The organism is Cytobacillus firmus (assembly GCF_023715565.1).
In the GTDB taxonomy this organism is placed as follows: Bacteria; Bacillota; Bacilli; order Bacillales; family Cytobacillaceae; genus Cytobacillus; species Cytobacillus firmus_C.
Genome location: NZ_JAMBOJ010000054.1, coordinates 16,740 through 33,569, shown reverse-complemented (window position 1 = coordinate 33,569; position 16,830 = coordinate 16,740). Strand labels below are relative to the sequence as shown.

Here is a 16,830-nt window from a genome sequence, read left to right as displayed (position 1 = left end):
CAGAAATGGCCTAGAAGATGACCTCGGAGAGGTCTATCATCATCTGAAAATGCTTCAAAGCCAATAAAATTCAAAAAAGAGGTCCGGAATGAGACTATTCCGAACCCCTTTTGTCTACAAACTGAATAGAGCCATTGAGGCTCTATTTTTTCAACTGCTGACTTTAGCATAAACACAAGTATTCCTAAGCTCTTTTCCGTCTGCGCTTAGACTGTCATTAACCAGGACTCCTTCGAGGGTGTACCCCAGCTTTTCGGGAATTCTCCGGCTGCTAATGTTTTTCGGATCACATCTGATTTCCACTCTATTTGCTTGAAAATGCTCAAAGGCAAACTTTGTCAAGGCTGCGGCTGCTTCAGAAATATAGCCGTTCTTCCGAAACCTCACATCTCCCCAATAGCCAATTTCGAATTTGCGGACATTCCAATCTATGCGATGCAGGCCAGTAGAGCCGACAAATACATCGTCTTCTTTCCTATAAATATGGATACGAAAATCTTCTCTTTGAATAAATTTGGCATAGGAATTGCGGATACCTGACTCAACTTCAACTGCTGATTGTTTATGCTGTGCAAAAGGAAGCCATTGTTTAAGCTCGGCAGCTGAAGCTGACACAGCTTCATGAACAGTTTTTCCGTCTCCAGGCAAGGCTGGCCTCATATAAAGTCTTTCTGTTTCAATTCTTTCTGGAAACTCTTGTAAGATCGGATCCATTTTCTCCATTGCCTCCAATGATAATTTAAATAATTTTGAAAATTATAGCAAAATCATACAAAGTATTCAAGAACTTTTCACCCTTGTGAGCAATGCAATTCTTTGTCATACAATTCCGGGACAAGCATACAATTTAATATCCAATTTGTTTTGTCTTAGGAGGAAGAGCAATGAAGAAAAAATTGTACCAGAACGCCGCAGCAGCCCACTTTCGCGAACATTCCTCAATCTACTTATTCGTTATTGTATTGTTTCTGATGGGTGTCATTTTTGGAGCTATCGTTGTAAATAGCTTGAGTTTTACACAAAAGGAAGATTTATTTTATTACCTTTCTCAGTTTTTTGGTCAAGTATTAGATGGACATATTGCAGCAGCTGATGAATTATTCAAACAAAGCTTTTTCCATAATACAAAATTTATAGGATTGATGTGGATTTTAGGAATTTCCATAATTGGATTGCCAGTCATTCTGATTCTGTTATTTATGAAAGGCATGGTGGTTGGCTTTACAGTTGGCTTTCTCGTTAACCGAATGGGATGGGAAGGATTTTTGCTTTCTTTCGTATCGGTCCTTCCCCAGAACCTGATCATCATACCTATCTTTATCATCGCCGCAACTCTGGCTGTGTCTTTCTCTTTAAAAATGATTAGAAGACAATTTATGAAGAAAGCGGGACAGCCCATGATGCCCCTTTTCGGAAGATATATGATTGCTTTTGCTGTGGCAATTCTGTTTCTAATTGCTGCAGCCGGGGTAGAGGCATTTATCTCACCTGTTTTAATGAAGACTGTTGTTAGTTCAATCCAGTCCTGATAAAAATCATGCTAAAGGCAGAGCGGTTGGCTCTGCCTTTTTTATATATGGGAAAAGGATAAAAATTAAAATATAGGGTACATATAAAGAGGTTTAAAACGGTTTTAGAAAATATTATAATTATTATTAAATTAAATTCATTATTGTTTGTTATTTATAATTATTTTATTTTGAATGTGATCTCATTTCTGTTATAATGAGAATGTTAGTGGCGAGGGAGGGACTTTCGGTATGGAAAGCAGAATTGAAAGAATCAAAAAACAGTTGCATTCATCCAGCTATAAACTAACACCACAGCGAGAGGCAACAGTTCGCGTCCTGTTAGAACACGAAGAGGATCATTTAAGTGCGGAAGATGTCTACCTCCTAGTAAAAGAGAAATCGCCTGAGATAGGCTTGGCAACTGTATATCGAACACTTGAATTGCTGACTGAATTAAAAATTGTCGATAAAATCAACTTCGGTGATGGAGTTTCCCGGTATGACCTGCGTCAGGAAGGGGCAGCCCATTTTCACCACCATTTAGTCTGTATTGAGTGCGGAGCTGTTGATGAAATACAGGAAGATTTGCTTGAAGACGTAGAGGAAGTGGTTGAGCGCCGCTGGAATTTTAAAATAAAAGATCACCGCCTTACGTTCCATGGCATCTGTTACCGCTGCCAGGATAAACAAACAGAAAATGAAACCGAGGCCGATGAAATTTAATAGTTTCTTGACAAAGCTTATTCTATATTAGGATAGGCTTTTTATTTTGGGCTGTTTTCAAAAGGGCAAGTGCCCTGAAGAAACACCATTTATGCAAATTCAGGTATAATTCTTGTCCAAAATGGCATACCTTTTAATAATAGAAAGCTGAATATCTTTCTTATAATTAAAAGTTATGGAGGACCACACATGAAATCCTGGCTGGGCATGGCTTTTCAGACCATAAAAGTATTTGTGATTTTTACCGGATGCACAATCCTTTTTTATTATGGTATTATGTGGTTAAATGAAGAATACCAGGATTATCACCGCTATGACGAACCAAGGGGAGCGGCTGTTAAGGTGTCAGCGAGCGGAACTGATGAAGATAGGAGCTTGCTGGACCGGTTAATTCTTTTCTACTTAAACGGGGAGTAATGCTATCATATGGATGATCAGTTAAAAGACTTTATTCATTATTTACTTGTAGAAAAAGGCCTCGCCAAGAATACCATTATCTCTTATGAAAGAGATTTGAAAAGTTATCTGAAATATCTCAAGTCGGAAGAAAAGCTTGCAAGCCTTGAGAATGTGCAGCGCATGCAAATTGTCCAATTTCTCGGCTTATTAAAAAAACAGGGCAAATCCTCAAAAACTCTAGCCCGGCATATAGCCTCCATAAGGGCTTTTCACCAATTTCTGCTCCGTGAAAAAGCAGTTGGCCATGATCCTTCTATCCATATAGAAACACCGCAAATGGAACGTTCGCTTCCGAAAGTATTAAACATGCAGGAAGTGGAAACTTTATTGGATCTTCCGGAAATTAAGAATCACTTTGGTCTAAGGGATAAAGCTATGCTTGAACTGTTATATGCTACAGGCATTCGCGTAAGTGAACTGATAGGCCTGAACTCAGGTGATGTTCATTTAACGATGGGCTTTGTAAGATGTATTGGCAAAGGGAATAAGGAACGGATTGTGCCTATTGGCAAAACAGCTTCTGAAGCGCTTGATAGGTATTTAACTGAAGGGAGAGGCAAGTTCGTTTCTAAAAAGTATAGGGATGAAGCATTATTTTTAAATCATCACGGCAAACGTCTTTCGAGACAGGGATTCTGGAAAATACTGAAGCGGCTGGCCCAGGAAGCAGGGATCGAGAAGGAGCTGACTCCACATACGCTGAGGCATTCATTTGCCACTCATCTGCTGGAAAATGGGGCAGATTTGCGGGCTGTTCAGGAAATGCTTGGACATGCCGATATTTCCACTACGCAAATATATACTCATGTAACCAAAACACGGCTTAAAGATGTGTACAGTCAATACCATCCGCGTGCTTAAAAATAGGAAAAAATCAAATGTCATAAAGCTGCCAAAAAATTAGGCAGCTTTTTCTTGTCATTTCACCTGTTTATTAGGTAAAATATAGATGTCAGACTTCTGACGAGTGAAAGAGCTATCATTAATGTTTTAAAACGCGGGATTGACGGTTTACACCCCGGTTCCAGCAAGAGAATCAGTGTTAAATAAACCTAAAAAGGGTACTATACGAATATGATTTTTGTAACCGTATTCAAATAATTAGGAGGTTTTCAAATGTCTGCATATACATATAAGCGCGTTTTTTTAATTGTCATGGATTCAGTGGGAATTGGAGAAGCGCCTGATGCCGATAAATTCGGTGATAAAGGTGCCGATACGATCGGTCACATCGCAGAAAAAATGAATGGCCTGAAGATGCCGAACATGGGTAAGCTTGGGCTTAGTAAGATACGCGAAATCAAAGGAATCGAGAAAGCGGATAACCCTATGGCTTTTTACACAAAGATGCAGGAAGCATCAAACGGAAAGGACACAATGACTGGTCATTGGGAAATTATGGGTTTGAATATTCGAACTCCATTCAGAGTCTTTCCTGATGGATTTCCAGAGGAATTGATATCAGAACTTGAATCACGCACTGGCAGGAAAATTATTGGGAATAAGCCTGCAAGTGGAACAGAAATCCTGGTTGAACTGGGAGAAGAACATATGAGAACCGGAGCTCTGATTGTTTATACATCCGCCGATTCAGTTCTGCAGATTGCGGCACATGAAGATATCATCCCAATTGAAGAACAGTATAAAATCTGTAAAATCGCACGTGAGCTGACTCTTGATGAAAAATATATGGTCGGCCGTGTAATTGCCAGACCATTCATTGGCGAACCCGGAAATTTCCAAAGAACATCAAACAGACATGACTATGCGTTAAAGCCATTTGACCGTACAGTAATGAATGAAATGGCTGATGGCGGATTTGATGTAGTTGCAATTGGGAAAATCTCCGACATTTATGATGGAGAGGGAGTAACTGAGGCCATTCGCACAACATCAAATATGGATGGAATGGATAAGCTGATCGAAACGTTTGATAAAGATTTTACTGGCCTGAGCTTTGTAAATCTGGTGGACTTTGATGCATTATTTGGCCATAGGCGTGATCCGGAAGGGTATGGAAAAGCTCTTGAAGAGTTTGATGAACGACTGCCTGAAGTATTTGAAAAAATGCAGGATGGCGACTTATTAATGATTACCGCAGACCACGGCAATGACCCTGTCCATCATGGCACAGATCATACGAGAGAATACGTTCCGCTTCTTGTTTATTCAAAAGATATGAAAGAAGGGAAAGAGCTTCCGGTCAGTGAAACTTTTGCAGATATTGGGGCGACTATAGCGGATAACTTTAATGTGAAAATGCCGGCCTATGGCAAAAGCTTTTTGAACAAACTGAAATAATAATATTAAAAGGCTGTTTTCGCAAAGTTTGTTGCTATTTACATTATATTTACTGAGTTGATTGGAGCGGAAGGTGCGAGATCCTCGAAAATGCATTCGCATTTTCTTCGTGCGGTGTTTACTCAAGGTAGCCTATTCAACGTCCTACGGGAGTAGTGGGACAGGTGAAGACCCCACAGACGCGCAGCGTCGAGGATGCTCACCGCCCGCCCCATGGTTCGCTGAGCATCCTCTCACTGCAATCAACGGACAACATTGATAAGCGAAAAACAACAATTTATACGAAAAGAGCCTATTAAAAAAAAGCAGATGAGGAGATTGAAAATGGATTACAGCAAAATTCAAAATGCGGCTGAATTTCTTAAAAGTAAATATACAGGCCAGGCAAAGATTGGGCTGATTTTAGGCTCTGGACTTGGTGTATTGGCAGACGAAATCGAAGAACCGGTTAAGATTCCTTACAATGAAATTCCTGATTTCCCTATATCAACAGTAGAAGGTCATGCAGGACAGCTTGTATTTGGCCGTTTGAACGGGATTGAAGTGGTTGCTATGCAAGGCCGATTCCATTATTACGAAGGATATTCATTTGATAAGGTAACTTTTCCTGTAAGAGTTATGCATGAGATGGGAGTTGAGAAGCTCATTGTAACGAATGCGGCAGGCGGAGTGAATGAAAGCTACTCTCCAGGAGATTTAATGTTAATTTCTGATCATATCAACAATATGGGAAGTAATCCTTTAATCGGTCCTAATGATTCTCGCATGGGTCCGCGTTTTCCGGATATGTCAGAAGCATATTCCAAAGAAATGAGGAAGCTTGCCAGAGAGATAGCCAATAGACTGAACCTGAAGATTCAGGAAGGAGTATATGTCGGCAATACAGGTCCAACATATGAAACCCCTGCAGAGGTTCGCATGCTGAGAATAATGGGTGGAGATGCAGTCGGCATGTCAACTGTCCCTGAAGTTATCGTGGCACAGCATTCAGGCATGAAGGTCCTTGGAATTTCATGTATCTCAAACATGGCTGCAGGCATCCTTGACCAGCCGCTTAACCATGAAGAAGTAATCGAAACAACAGAAAAAGTCAAAGCTGACTTCCTTCTTTATGTGAAAGCAATCGTTAAGGAATTTGGCGCATAAGATACTTTAATTATTTGGTCGTTGACTTATTAATAAGGCTGTTTTTTCGGAGATTTGTTGCTGTTAGTATCTTATTTTCACTGAGTTGAATGGAGCATCCTCTCGCTGCAATCAACGGACAACATCGAAATGCCAAAACGACGAACAGATCCTTTAAGAAAAACAACAATCGATTAGACTAAATCCATAAGAAAAGAATAAATGAAAGCAGTGGTGTTTGTTGATGAGAATGGTAGATCTTATTGAAAAGAAAAGAGACGGACTGGATTTAACGGCAGAGGAAATTCAATTCGTCATTAAAGGATACACAGACGGCTCAATTCCGGATTATCAGGTAAGTGCATTAACAATGGCAATCTTCTTTCAGGGGATGACAGAGAACGAAAGAGCCAATTTAACTATGGCAATGGTTGAATCCGGTGATCAAATCGACTTATCCAAAATTGAAGGAATCAAAGTTGATAAACACTCAACTGGCGGTGTAGGTGATACAACTACATTAGTACTTGGCCCGCTTGTAGCTGCATTAGGTGTTCCGGTTGCGAAAATGTCAGGGCGCGGCCTTGGACATACAGGCGGAACAATCGACAAGCTTGAGGCTGTTGACGGATTCCATGTTGAAATAGAGAATGACGAATTTATTAAGCTTGTTAATCAAAATAAAATTGCAGTCATTGGCCAGAGCGGGAACTTAACGCCTGCTGACAAAAAGTTATATGCGCTGCGCGATGTAACAGCCACTGTTGACAGTATCCCACTGATTGCAAGCTCGATTATGAGCAAAAAAATCGCTGCAGGTGCTGACGCCATTGTCCTCGATGTTAAGACTGGCGCCGGCGCATTTATGAAGACACTTGACGATTCACGTGAATTAGCAAAAGCAATGGTCCGTATTGGAAATAATGTTGGCAGAAACACAATGGCTGTTATCTCAGATATGAGCCAGCCGCTTGGCTATGCCATTGGCAATGCCCTTGAAGTGAAGGAAGCTATCGATACATTAAGAGGCGAAGGACCTGAAGATCTGACTGAGCTGTGCCTGACCCTTGGAAGCCATATGGTTTTCCTTGCGAAAAAAGCGGATTCATTGAAGGAAGCTCGCGAAAAATTAGAGAATGCTATGAAGGACGGTTCAGCTTTAGAAACATTTAAAGTATTCCTAAGCTCACAAGGCGGAGATGCGTCAGTTGTCGATAATCCGGAGAAATTGCCTCAGTCAAAATATACATTTGAATTAGAAGCTAAGCAGGATGGCTATGTTTCTGAGATTGTTGCAGATGAAATTGGAACTGCAGCCATGCTGTTGGGAGCAGGAAGAGCAACTAAGGAATCAGAAATCGATCTGGCAGTCGGCCTGATTTTAAGAAAGAAAATCGGTGACCGGGTACAGAAGGGCGAATCTCTTGTAACCATCTGCAGCAATTTCGAAAATGTAGAAGAAGTAAGAAAAATGCTTTATGAAAACATAAAGCTGTCCACTGAAAAAGTTGAGGCACCAGTATTAATTCATGAAGAAATAACTGAATAATAGGGAAGCAAAAAGCCGCCGGGGGACCATGTCCGGCGGCTTTTTGGCGTGTAGCAGTACTGTATGATTTCTTTTTAGTCTTCATTAACTGTATAAATTTTCTTTAACTGGAAAAAATGGAGGCTATAAAGAATGGAGGTATTGTGTGATGAAACGACTCGTCTCATTAATGTTAATAGCATTATTAATGGCAACAATCTTTGCTCCTTCCGGGCTTGCAAGAGAAAGCAGCGCAGATTTAGCGGATAACGTGAAGTCTGCAATTCTAATTGAGCGTGATACCGGTTCGGTATTGTATGAAAAAAACAGTGGTGAGCAGCTTCCGCCTGCCAGCATGACAAAGGTCATGACCATGCTCTTAATTATGGAAGCGTTAGATGAAGGAAAGCTGTCATGGGATGAGAAAATCCGGACAAGCGAATATGCTGCATCAATGGGCGGTTCACAAATCTTCCTTGAGCCAGGTGAAGAAATGACCACCAAACAAATGCTGCAGGGGATTGCTATTGGTTCCGGCAATGATGCATCAGTTGCCATGGCTGAAAGAATTGCCGGTTCAGAAGAAGCTTTTGTTGAAATGATGAATAAAAAGGCTAAGGAATTAGGTCTGAAAAATACCCAGTTCCAAAACCCTACAGGCTTGTCAGCTAAGGAACATTACAGTACTGCACATGATATGGCCATAATGGCCAAAGAGCTTCTTAAATATGAGAAAATAACCGATTTTACAGGCACATATGAAGCGTATCTTCGTGAAGACACAGATAAAAAATTCTGGCTGGTCAATACAAATCGCCTTGTGCGTTTTTATCCTGGTGTTGATGGCCTCAAAACCGGTTTTACCTCTGAAGCAAAATACTGTCTGACGGCAACAGCCGAGAAAGATGGAATGCGGGTTATAGCCGTAGTTTTTGGCGCACCGACTTCAAAAGAACGCAATGCTCAAGTGACTAAAATGCTCGACTTTGCATTCAGCCAATATAAAACACACCCAATGTACGAAAGAAATCACGTTCTTGGTAAAGTAGAAGTCAGCAAAGGCGAAAAGAAGATGGTTGAAGCCCAGACAAGTGAACCGATTTCACTTTTAACTAAAAAAGGTGAAAGCATTAAGGAAATTGAACAGAAAATAACTTTAAATAAAAAAATTAAAGCTCCTGTCCAAAAGGGTGATCAGATCGGAACATTAACCTTGAAAAAGGATGGAAAAATCTTAGTTGAAAGTCCTTTAGTTGCTAAAGAAAACAGTAGTGAAGCATCATGGTGGACATTGTTCAAACGATCCATGGGGCTATTTTCAAAAACTGAATAAATAAACATTTATGCTTGTCGAAAAACATCCCGATAATATGTATTTTTAGCGAAAATACACTAGTTTTGTCTCCAGGAAGGAAATGAAGCACCAGGCATCGAAATTGACTCACTATAAGGGCGGATGACGGAATTTTATAAATTCCGGTTTATCCTATCCGGAGGAGAAGCATGAGCATTAGCGGCTTTTTCAGTTGCGGATACCAGATAAGGAGGCTAAGGTAGTGAGTCTTAACATTAATTTGGAAGTAAAACATGATGTCTTATGTATTCGTTTAAGCGGGGAGCTGGACCATCATTCAGCAGATGTACTGCGTGAACAGGCGACGAGGTCGATTGAAGATCATGATATCCATCATATTATATTAAACCTTGAGCAGCTTTCATTTATGGATAGTTCAGGGCTGGGAGTAATTTTGGGCCGCTACAAACAAATCAAACAAAAGCATGGCGAAATGGTTGTTTGTGCGATTTCTCCAGCAGTGCAGAGATTATTTGATATGTCGGGGTTATTTAAGATAATCCGTTTGGAACCGACAGAAGAAAACGCCCTGCAAAGATTGGGGGTTGCCTGAACTATGAAAAATGTGATGAATCTTGAATTTAGTGCGCTCAGCCAAAATGAGTCATTCGCCCGTGTCACTGTTGCTGCTTTTATTGCCCAACTGGATCCGACAATGGACGAACTGACAGAAATTAAAACGGTCGTTTCTGAAGCTGTTACCAATTCCATTATTCACGGCTATGAAAATGATTCTAATGGGGTAGTCTATATTTCTGTTCTGATTGAAGATGGATTCATTGATTTGACTATTAAGGATAAAGGCCTCGGTATTATGGATGTGGAGGAGGCAAGGCAGCCACTATTTACAACAAAGCCTGAATTGGAAAGATCAGGTATGGGCTTTACCATCATGGAAAATTTCATGGATGAAATCGAAATCCAATCGCAGCCGGGTATAGGCACAGAGATCCGATTAAGGAAGCATTTATCAAATAGTAAAATGCTATGCAATTAAGGGAGTCTTGCTATGGATGTGGAGGTTAAAGCAGAGAAGGGCCAAACCTATTTAAAGGACAATGAAGTCAAGGAGCTAATAAAGCAAAGCCAAAGTGGAGATCAGGGGGCCAGGGACAAAATTGTTCAAAAAAATATGCGTCTTGTCTGGTCTGTCGTTCAGAGATTCTTGAATAGAGGATATGAACCTGATGACCTCTTCCAAATTGGCTGCATCGGCTTATTGAAATCGGTTGATAAATTTGATCTCAGTTATGATGTAAAGTTTTCAACCTATGCTGTTCCAATGATTATCGGAGAGATCCAAAGGTTCATCCGGGATGATGGAACGGTAAAAGTAAGCCGTTCTTTAAAAGAAATGGGCAATAAAATCAGAAAAGCCAAAGACGAGTTATCAAAAACGCTTGGCCGCATCCCAACCGTTACAGAACTTTCCGAGTTTCTGGAAATTTCTCCGGAAGATATTATCCTTGCCCAGGAAGCTAGCCGGATACCTTCTTCTATACATGAAACAGTGTATGAAAACGACGGAGATCCCATTACACTGCTCGATCAAATTGATGATGGCAATGAAGGAAAATGGTTTGATAAAATAGCTTTAAAAGAAGCGATCCGTGAATTGGATGAGCGGGAAAGGCTGATTGTATACTTGCGCTACTATAAAGATCAGACTCAGTCCGAAGTGGCTGCAAGACTTGGCATTTCCCAGGTCCAGGTATCGCGGCTTGAGAAAAAGATCCTTCAGCAAATGAAAGACCGGATGGATATTTAATCCATCCGGTCTTTCATTTTTTTTATAATCTGCAGCCAATTATTGGAGTTCATGAAGCTAATATATGTAACTCATACTAAATATAGACACAAAAGCGAAACGCACTAAATAGGCGAACCAACTTTTAAGAGAATATCACTTTGTGGGAAGTGAGAATATTGGAAAAAACAGTTTACATTCGCTTGCGGCATCGTCTGCAGATACGGCCCAATCAGAGAATACTGCTGAAAGATATTGCACAGGTTATTGCCGATGACGATATTTACGAAAAGCTTTGTGGGATTCCGCTTTATCAAGTAAGCGAGCAGGACCAGAATATTGTCATAATTGATGTGATGAAGGTGATTAGGGCTATAACTAAATTCTTTCCAAACATTGAAGTTCAGTCGATTGGACCTGCTCAATCAATAGTTGAGGTGGTTACTAAGAAGCGTAAAGTATCAATTCCTCTCTTTCTGCTGGTTTGGCTGCTTTTGTTTATAGGTGCTGCCCTTGCTATTATGAATTTTCATGAAGACGTAAGCATGCAGGAAGTCCAGCTTAGAATTTACACTCTCCTTACCGGAGAAGTGGACAGCAGGCCGCTCATCTTTCAAATTCCCTATTCGATTGGCCTGGGGATTGGCATGATCATTTTCTTTAATCATGTTTTTAAGAAGCGGCTGAACGAGGAACCTAGCCCATTGGAAGTGGAAATGTTTAATTATCAGCTCGATCTTGATAATTATGTAGCATTGAAAGAGAACAAGGAGAGTATGAAATATCTTGATGACCATTAATGTTGTCCTGGTAATGATGATCGGCTTGGCAGGGGGACTAGCTGTTGGTTCAGGTTTTGTGGCATTTCTTGCTGTTTTGGGCATCATTCCAAGGCTTACTCAGTTGAGTAAAACGATGAAGATGATCCATTATTATGAAGCTGCAGTTGTGACGGGGGCGTTGGCTGGTGCACTGGCAACTTTATGGAATCCGGAATTCCACCTGACACCTCTGCTATTAATACCCATTGGGCTGGCTTCGGGCATATTTATTGGCATGCTCGCTGCTGCTTTAACTGAAGTGCTGAATGTTTTTCCGATCCTTGCGAAAAGAATCGGGGTAGATGGAAAGATTGCCATATTATTGATGGCATTTGTATTTGGCAAGGTGTTTGGATCACTGTTCCAATGGATTTATTTTGTAAATAAATAAGCATTCCGCTGGGCATATCTAAGAAAAATGAGAATTCGGAAAGGAAAAACTGCTATGGATGAACGGAGGCACGTCATTCTAATAACTGATGGAGACGATTTTGCAAGAAAGACTGTGGAGCATGTTGCGAAGGAAATTGGAGGCAGATGTCTATCTTTATCGCATGGAAACCCTTCAGTCTTAAACGGTCAGCAGATCGTCAAGCTGATAAAAAAAGTCTCCCATGATCCCGTATTGGTCATGTTTGATGATAGCGGGTTTATCGGGGAAGGAGCCGGGGAGAATGCGCTGAAATATGTTGCGTGCCATAAAGATATCGATGTTCTGGGAGTCATAGCAGTTGCCTCAAAAACACGGCAGGCCGAGTGGACAAAAGTTGATGTATGTATTGATAACAACGGGGAATTGACTCCATACGGTGTTGATAAGTTCGGAGTACCCGAGATGGAAATTGGAAGAATTAATGGTGATACCGTCTATTGTCTTGATCAGCTTAATGTGCCGATAATCGTGGGAATTGGCGATATCGGAAAGATGTCTAAAAAAGATCATTATGAATTAGGTTCGCCAATTACTAAAAAGGCAGTAGAGCTTATATTGGAAAGGAGCGGCTATTATGACACGAAACAAGACGAAGGATGAAAAGACACCTATATATGAGTCCGTGCATGAAATTGAAAAGTATATGAAAAATAGAGTTGGACTTGGAGAAAGCTTCGATCTGGGTGTCAGAAAGTTATCGATCTTAAGGAAGGATATTCATTTCTATTATATAAATGGACTAACGGATACACAGTATATTATTGCCATTATCGAGGGTCTTATTGGGATCAATGACAGTGAAAAACTCTCCGCAAACGTATTTGAAATCATCGAGAATAGGCTGAGGCACCAATCCATTGAGCATATTAAAACAATGGATGAACTGGTTGATCAGGTGCTATCGGGCCTGATTGTCATTGTGGGTGAGGGGGAGAGGGAAGGACTTGTTATTGATGTCAGAAGTTATCCTGGAAGAACCCCAATGGAACCGGATACTGAAAAAGTTGTCCGGGGCTCAAGAGATGGCTATGTTGAGAATATTATAATTAACACCGCCTTGACCCGCAGAAGAATTAGAGATGAACGGCTGCGCTTTGAGATCACGCGTGTCGGTGAAAGATCCAAAACGGATGTTGCCATTGGTTTCATTAAAGATGTAGCAAATGAGGATTTAATTGATCTAATCAGGAAGGAAATTAAAGCGATTGAAATTGATGGCATAACAATGGCAGATAAAACTGTCGAGGAATTTCTTTTGAAGCAGGGATATAACCCATTCCCGCTTGTCCGTTATACGGAAAGAGTAGATGTGGCGGCAGCCCATTTGCTTGAAGGGCATGTCATTATATTTGTTGATACTTCACCAAGTGTCATTATTACGCCTACAACCTACTTTCATCATTTACAGCATGCAGAGGAATACAGGCAATCGCCAGCAGTTGGCACATTTCTCCGCTGGATTCGATTTTTAGGTCTTTTGGCTTCAATCGTACTGTTGCCGCTATGGTTTTTATTTATATTGGAGCCTTCGCTTCTCCCTGAAAGAATCGCATTTATCGGGCCAAATGAAGAAACCAATGTTCCTGTTATAGCCCAGCTGTTTATAGCAGATATCGGAATTGAATTCCTAAGAATTGCGGCTATCCATACACCGACACCACTTTCAACTGCAATGGGCTTAATAGCAGCTGTGCTTATAGGTGAAATTGCCATTGATGTCGGACTATTTGTTCCGGAAGTCATTTTATATGTATCACTTGCAGCCATTGGAACCTATACAACACCAAGCTATGAACTGAGTATTGCCAATAAAATCTTACGATTGGCTTTGCTGGTGGCAGTTGCTATTTTCCATACACCTGGTTTAGTCGTGGGGCTTACATTAATCATTCTTCTTCTCGCAAGCATTAAATCATTGAATGCACCCTATCTATGGCCGTTTATTCCGTTCAGTCCGGTTGCGTTATCCCAGATCTTGATTCGCCGTTCGATGCCTGGCTCCAAAATTCGGCCAAGCATTGTCCAGACTAGAAATCGTTATAAGCAGCCTGTAAAATAATAAATACGCGTAATGCCGATTGCTAAGATACACGAATTATGGTAAAGTTTTTTTAATTAAATAAAGGATTAAAGGAAACAGAATAGACAGTCTCTTGGGATGCTGTCTATTTCTTTCATAAATTGTTCATTCTCGGGGGCAAAACACCTGAGGAAAAGGAAGAGGGGGAACCATGTTTTTTCACGGCACCATGAAGGCAAATGACAAAGGGCATCTTGAAATTGGCGGTATGGATACTGTCGAACTCGCCAGTCAATTTGGAACACCTTTATACGTATACGATGTGGCACTAATAAGAGATAGAGCCAGGGGCTTTAAGGAAACTTTCGAGAAGCTTGGAATAGAAGCACAAGTTGCCTATGCGAGCAAAGCTTTCTCAACAGTGGCAATGATTCAGCTTGTAGATGAAGAAGGTCTTTCATTGGATGTGGTATCAGGCGGAGAGTTATACACTGCTCTTGCTGCTGATTTTCCTCCTGAAAGAATCCATTTTCACGGGAACAATAAGAGCAGAGAAGAACTTGGGATGGCTCTAAAGAATAATGTCGGCTGTATTGTTGTCGATAATTTTTATGAGCTGGAATTATTGGAGGAAATCTGTGAATCTCTTGCTGTTAAAACAAAAATATTACTGAGGGTCACGCCAGGAATCGAGGCGCATACCCATGACTATATCTTAACCGGCCAGGAAGATTCAAAGTTTGGATTTGATCTGCAGAATGGCCAGGCTGAAAAGGCTCTGCAAATAGCTCTGAATTCAAGCTGGATTGAAACGCTTGGACTTCACTGTCATATCGGCTCTCAGATTTTCGATACAACAGGCTTCATTTTGGCTGCCAAGAAAATTTTTGAGAAGATGGCAGAATGGAAAGAAAAACATGCATATGAACCTAAAGTGCTTAATTTGGGCGGAGGTTTTGGAATCCGCTATACAGAAGAAGATGATCCGATTCATGCATCGAAATATGTTGAAGAAATTATCGGGGAAGTTAAAAAACAGGCTAAAGATTTTTCCATGAAGATGCCGGAAATTTGGATTGAGCCGGGGCGTTCCCTAGTGGGAGATGCCGGAACAACTTTATACCAAACTGGGTCACGCAAAGAGGTTCCAAATGTAAGAAATTATCTTGCTGTGGATGGCGGCATGAGTGACAATATCAGGCCGGCCCTTTATCAGGCTAAGTATGAAGCGGTATTGGCAAACCGTGTGCTGGATAAGCCGGAAGAAACAGTATCAATTGCCGGAAAATGCTGTGAATCAGGCGATATGCTTATTTGGGATTTGCCTCTTCCAAAAGCAGTGGATCATGACCTCCTGGCTGTTTTCTGTACAGGAGCATACGGTTATTCCATGGCAAATAATTATAATCGAATTCCAAGACCTCCTGTAGTTTTTATTGAAAATGGTGAGGCTAAGCTGGTTGTTAAAAGGGAAACATACGAGGATATATTACGATTGGATCTGCCGATTAATGAAAAAATAAAGAATTAAGCTGCCCGCTAAGGCAGCTTAATTTTTTTAAGAAAAGAAGGCTTTAATCGCATCTATTACACTAGTGAAAAAACGTTTTAGGCTTTCTAAAAATCCCTGGCCTTCTTCACTTTCAAGGTATTTGGAAATTTTGTCTTTTGCCTGGTTAAGCTGTTCACCTACCTGGTTCCAATCGATATCAAGCTCTTTTAGCTTGTTAAATAAATCTATTAAGCTTTGAGTTTCCTGTTCGGTTAGAGTGATGCCTAGGTCCTTTGCTGCGTTTTCGATAATTGTTCTGAGTTCTGCATCGGATTCTGGTGAATTTTTGGCCATCTCCTCTTTGATTTTGGCAATTAAAGCAGCTGCATTCTCGTTTCCAACCGAATCGCCAAGCTTGGCTGTTTCCACCATTTCCTCATTTGCCGCCTGTTTTACATCTTCAGGGATCGTTTTTTCGGCTGAAATCTCATATGCCTTAATAATGCCTGTTAAAGCGGCTGTTCCAGAAACATTTGCAGGTGCTGTAATATAAATTTTTGCATCTTTTACACCAGCAGTAATCAAAGCATTAATGTACATTTCATCAGTGACCCAATTAATATTTTTAGTCTCGACTTCAAGACCGGAGCCTTGTTTAGCTACTGTGACTGCCGAAGAAGATATGGCTCTTGTTCCTATAAGAGCTTTAGAGATATAATTTCCAAGATATTGATGTTCTTCCTCATTTGAAACAGTAATGATGGTCGCATCTTTCGGAGCTTTCATTTCAGCCAGAAGCATGTTTTTTTGTTCTTCTGATAGATTCTCACCTAATGTGACTATTACATCACCTTCCGCCATATCAGCAAATGCCTGTATCGGCAAAATAAATAAAAGCGACATTATGAATACCAGTAGCATTTTATTCCATTTCATGCGGTTACCTCCCGTAGCAAAAATAGGGAAGCCATATGCCAGTTCTGCGGCTCGCTTAATGGCTTCCTGTAAATAGACGATTCTTTCAGCAAAAAAGTTTCAACTCTACCCTAACAGAAACCTTAGCTCAAAATGCCTATTTCAGCAAGCTGAATGGAATTATGATAAAGAATAGTGTAAAATGAATGATAGTTTGTAAGTCATAGGATTTATATATAAATGGGGGCAGTAAAAATATGAAAAAAAGCAATTGGCTTCTTTTTGTAATATTGCTTGTGTTAAGCATCGGATGGGGACTTGTTTACTGGTTCTTTATAGTATAGGCTTTGCCAAAGGAGTCAAGGCAATGAATTAGCCGGTTTTATTCGAAAATAGCAACA

The 16,830-nt window shown here is 40.6% G+C and carries 18 protein-coding genes; 16 read left to right on the top strand and 2 right to left on the bottom strand.

The genetic code is table 11. The annotated features are described in order from the left end of the window. Nucleotides 1–150: 150 nt before the first annotated feature. Nucleotides 151–714 (bottom strand): GNAT family N-acetyltransferase, encoded by a 564-nt coding sequence (locus tag M3205_RS19120; protein WP_251171329.1) that lies wholly within the window; start codon nt 712–714, stop codon nt 151–153. A gap of 170 nt (nt 715–884) precedes the next feature. Here M3205_RS19120 and spoIIM point away from each other — a divergent pair, with 170 nt between their 5' ends. The 16 genes from spoIIM to lysA all read left to right on the top strand — a co-directional run bounded on the left by spoIIM (nt 885) and on the right by lysA (nt 15,553). Next, the gene (gene spoIIM, locus M3205_RS19115; protein ID WP_251171328.1) at nt 885–1,529 is read left to right on the top strand and encodes a stage II sporulation protein M; all 645 of its coding nucleotides are present in this window, start codon (nt 885–887) and stop codon (nt 1,527–1,529) included. A 231-nt stretch (nt 1,530–1,760) separates the two neighbouring features. After that, a complete protein-coding gene (gene fur, locus M3205_RS19110; RefSeq protein WP_251171327.1) occupies nt 1,761–2,234 on the top strand; it encodes a ferric iron uptake transcriptional regulator in 474 nt (157 codons plus the stop codon). A gap of 189 nt (nt 2,235–2,423) precedes the next feature. Beyond that, nucleotides 2,424–2,651, top strand: a complete 228-nt coding sequence (locus M3205_RS19105) for a YqzK family protein (protein WP_035330067.1) — start codon at nt 2,424–2,426, stop codon at nt 2,649–2,651. A gap of 9 nt (nt 2,652–2,660) precedes the next feature. Beyond that, a complete protein-coding gene (xerD, locus tag M3205_RS19100; protein WP_251171326.1) occupies nt 2,661–3,554 on the top strand; it encodes a site-specific tyrosine recombinase XerD in 894 nt (297 codons plus the stop codon). A gap of 255 nt (nt 3,555–3,809) precedes the next feature. Beyond that, on the top strand, nt 3,810–4,994 hold the full coding sequence (deoB, locus tag M3205_RS19095; RefSeq protein WP_251171325.1) for a phosphopentomutase: 1,185 nt from the start codon (nt 3,810–3,812) through the stop codon (nt 4,992–4,994). A 324-nt stretch (nt 4,995–5,318) separates the two neighbouring features. Beyond that, complete coding sequence (locus tag M3205_RS19090) at nt 5,319–6,140, top strand: purine-nucleoside phosphorylase (protein WP_251171324.1); 822 nt, start codon at nt 5,319–5,321, stop codon at nt 6,138–6,140. A 223-nt stretch (nt 6,141–6,363) separates the two neighbouring features. Next, on the top strand, nt 6,364–7,668 hold the full coding sequence (locus M3205_RS19085) for a pyrimidine-nucleoside phosphorylase (protein WP_251171323.1): 1,305 nt from the start codon (nt 6,364–6,366) through the stop codon (nt 7,666–7,668). Nucleotides 7,669–7,816: 148 nt separating this feature from the next. Further along, nucleotides 7,817–8,980 (top strand): D-alanyl-D-alanine carboxypeptidase family protein, encoded by a 1,164-nt coding sequence (locus tag M3205_RS19080; protein ID WP_251171322.1) that lies wholly within the window; start codon nt 7,817–7,819, stop codon nt 8,978–8,980. Nucleotides 8,981–9,203: 223 nt separating this feature from the next. Continuing rightward, nucleotides 9,204–9,554 (top strand): anti-sigma F factor antagonist, encoded by a 351-nt coding sequence (gene spoIIAA, locus M3205_RS19075; RefSeq protein ID WP_251171321.1) that lies wholly within the window; start codon nt 9,204–9,206, stop codon nt 9,552–9,554. 3 nt (nt 9,555–9,557) lie between these two features. Then, nucleotides 9,558–9,998, top strand: a complete 441-nt coding sequence (gene spoIIAB, locus M3205_RS19070; RefSeq protein WP_251171320.1) for an anti-sigma F factor — start codon at nt 9,558–9,560, stop codon at nt 9,996–9,998. Between the two features lie 12 nt (nt 9,999–10,010). Then, nucleotides 10,011–10,769 carry an RNA polymerase sporulation sigma factor SigF gene (sigF, locus tag M3205_RS19065; RefSeq protein WP_009332823.1) on the top strand — a complete coding sequence of 253 codons (759 nt, stop codon included), beginning with the start codon at nt 10,011–10,013 and terminating at the stop codon, nt 10,767–10,769. 158 nt (nt 10,770–10,927) lie between these two features. Next, nucleotides 10,928–11,548, top strand: coding sequence for a stage V sporulation protein AA (locus M3205_RS19060; protein WP_251171319.1), 621 nt, complete (start codon nt 10,928–10,930; stop codon nt 11,546–11,548). After that, the gene (locus tag M3205_RS19055; RefSeq protein WP_251171318.1) at nt 11,538–11,960 is read left to right on the top strand and encodes a stage V sporulation protein AB; all 423 of its coding nucleotides are present in this window, start codon (nt 11,538–11,540) and stop codon (nt 11,958–11,960) included. The genes M3205_RS19060 and M3205_RS19055 overlap by 11 nt, the downstream gene beginning before the upstream one ends. 54 nt (nt 11,961–12,014) lie before the next feature. After that, a complete protein-coding gene (gene spoVAEA, locus M3205_RS19050) occupies nt 12,015–12,602 on the top strand; it encodes a stage V sporulation protein SpoVABEA (RefSeq protein WP_251171330.1) in 588 nt (195 codons plus the stop codon). Next, nucleotides 12,577–14,061 (top strand): spore germination protein, encoded by a 1,485-nt coding sequence (locus M3205_RS19045; RefSeq protein ID WP_251171317.1) that lies wholly within the window; start codon nt 12,577–12,579, stop codon nt 14,059–14,061. The genes spoVAEA and M3205_RS19045 overlap by 26 nt, the downstream gene beginning before the upstream one ends. Nucleotides 14,062–14,233: 172 nt before the next feature. Further along, the gene (lysA, locus tag M3205_RS19040; protein ID WP_251171316.1) at nt 14,234–15,553 is read left to right on the top strand and encodes a diaminopimelate decarboxylase; all 1,320 of its coding nucleotides are present in this window, start codon (nt 14,234–14,236) and stop codon (nt 15,551–15,553) included. A gap of 27 nt (nt 15,554–15,580) precedes the next feature. On the opposite strand, the gene M3205_RS19035 is transcribed toward lysA, so the two are convergent. Then, complete coding sequence (locus M3205_RS19035; RefSeq protein WP_251171315.1) at nt 15,581–16,450, bottom strand: DUF1002 domain-containing protein; 870 nt, start codon at nt 16,448–16,450, stop codon at nt 15,581–15,583. Nucleotides 16,451–16,830: the final 380 nt, after the last annotated feature.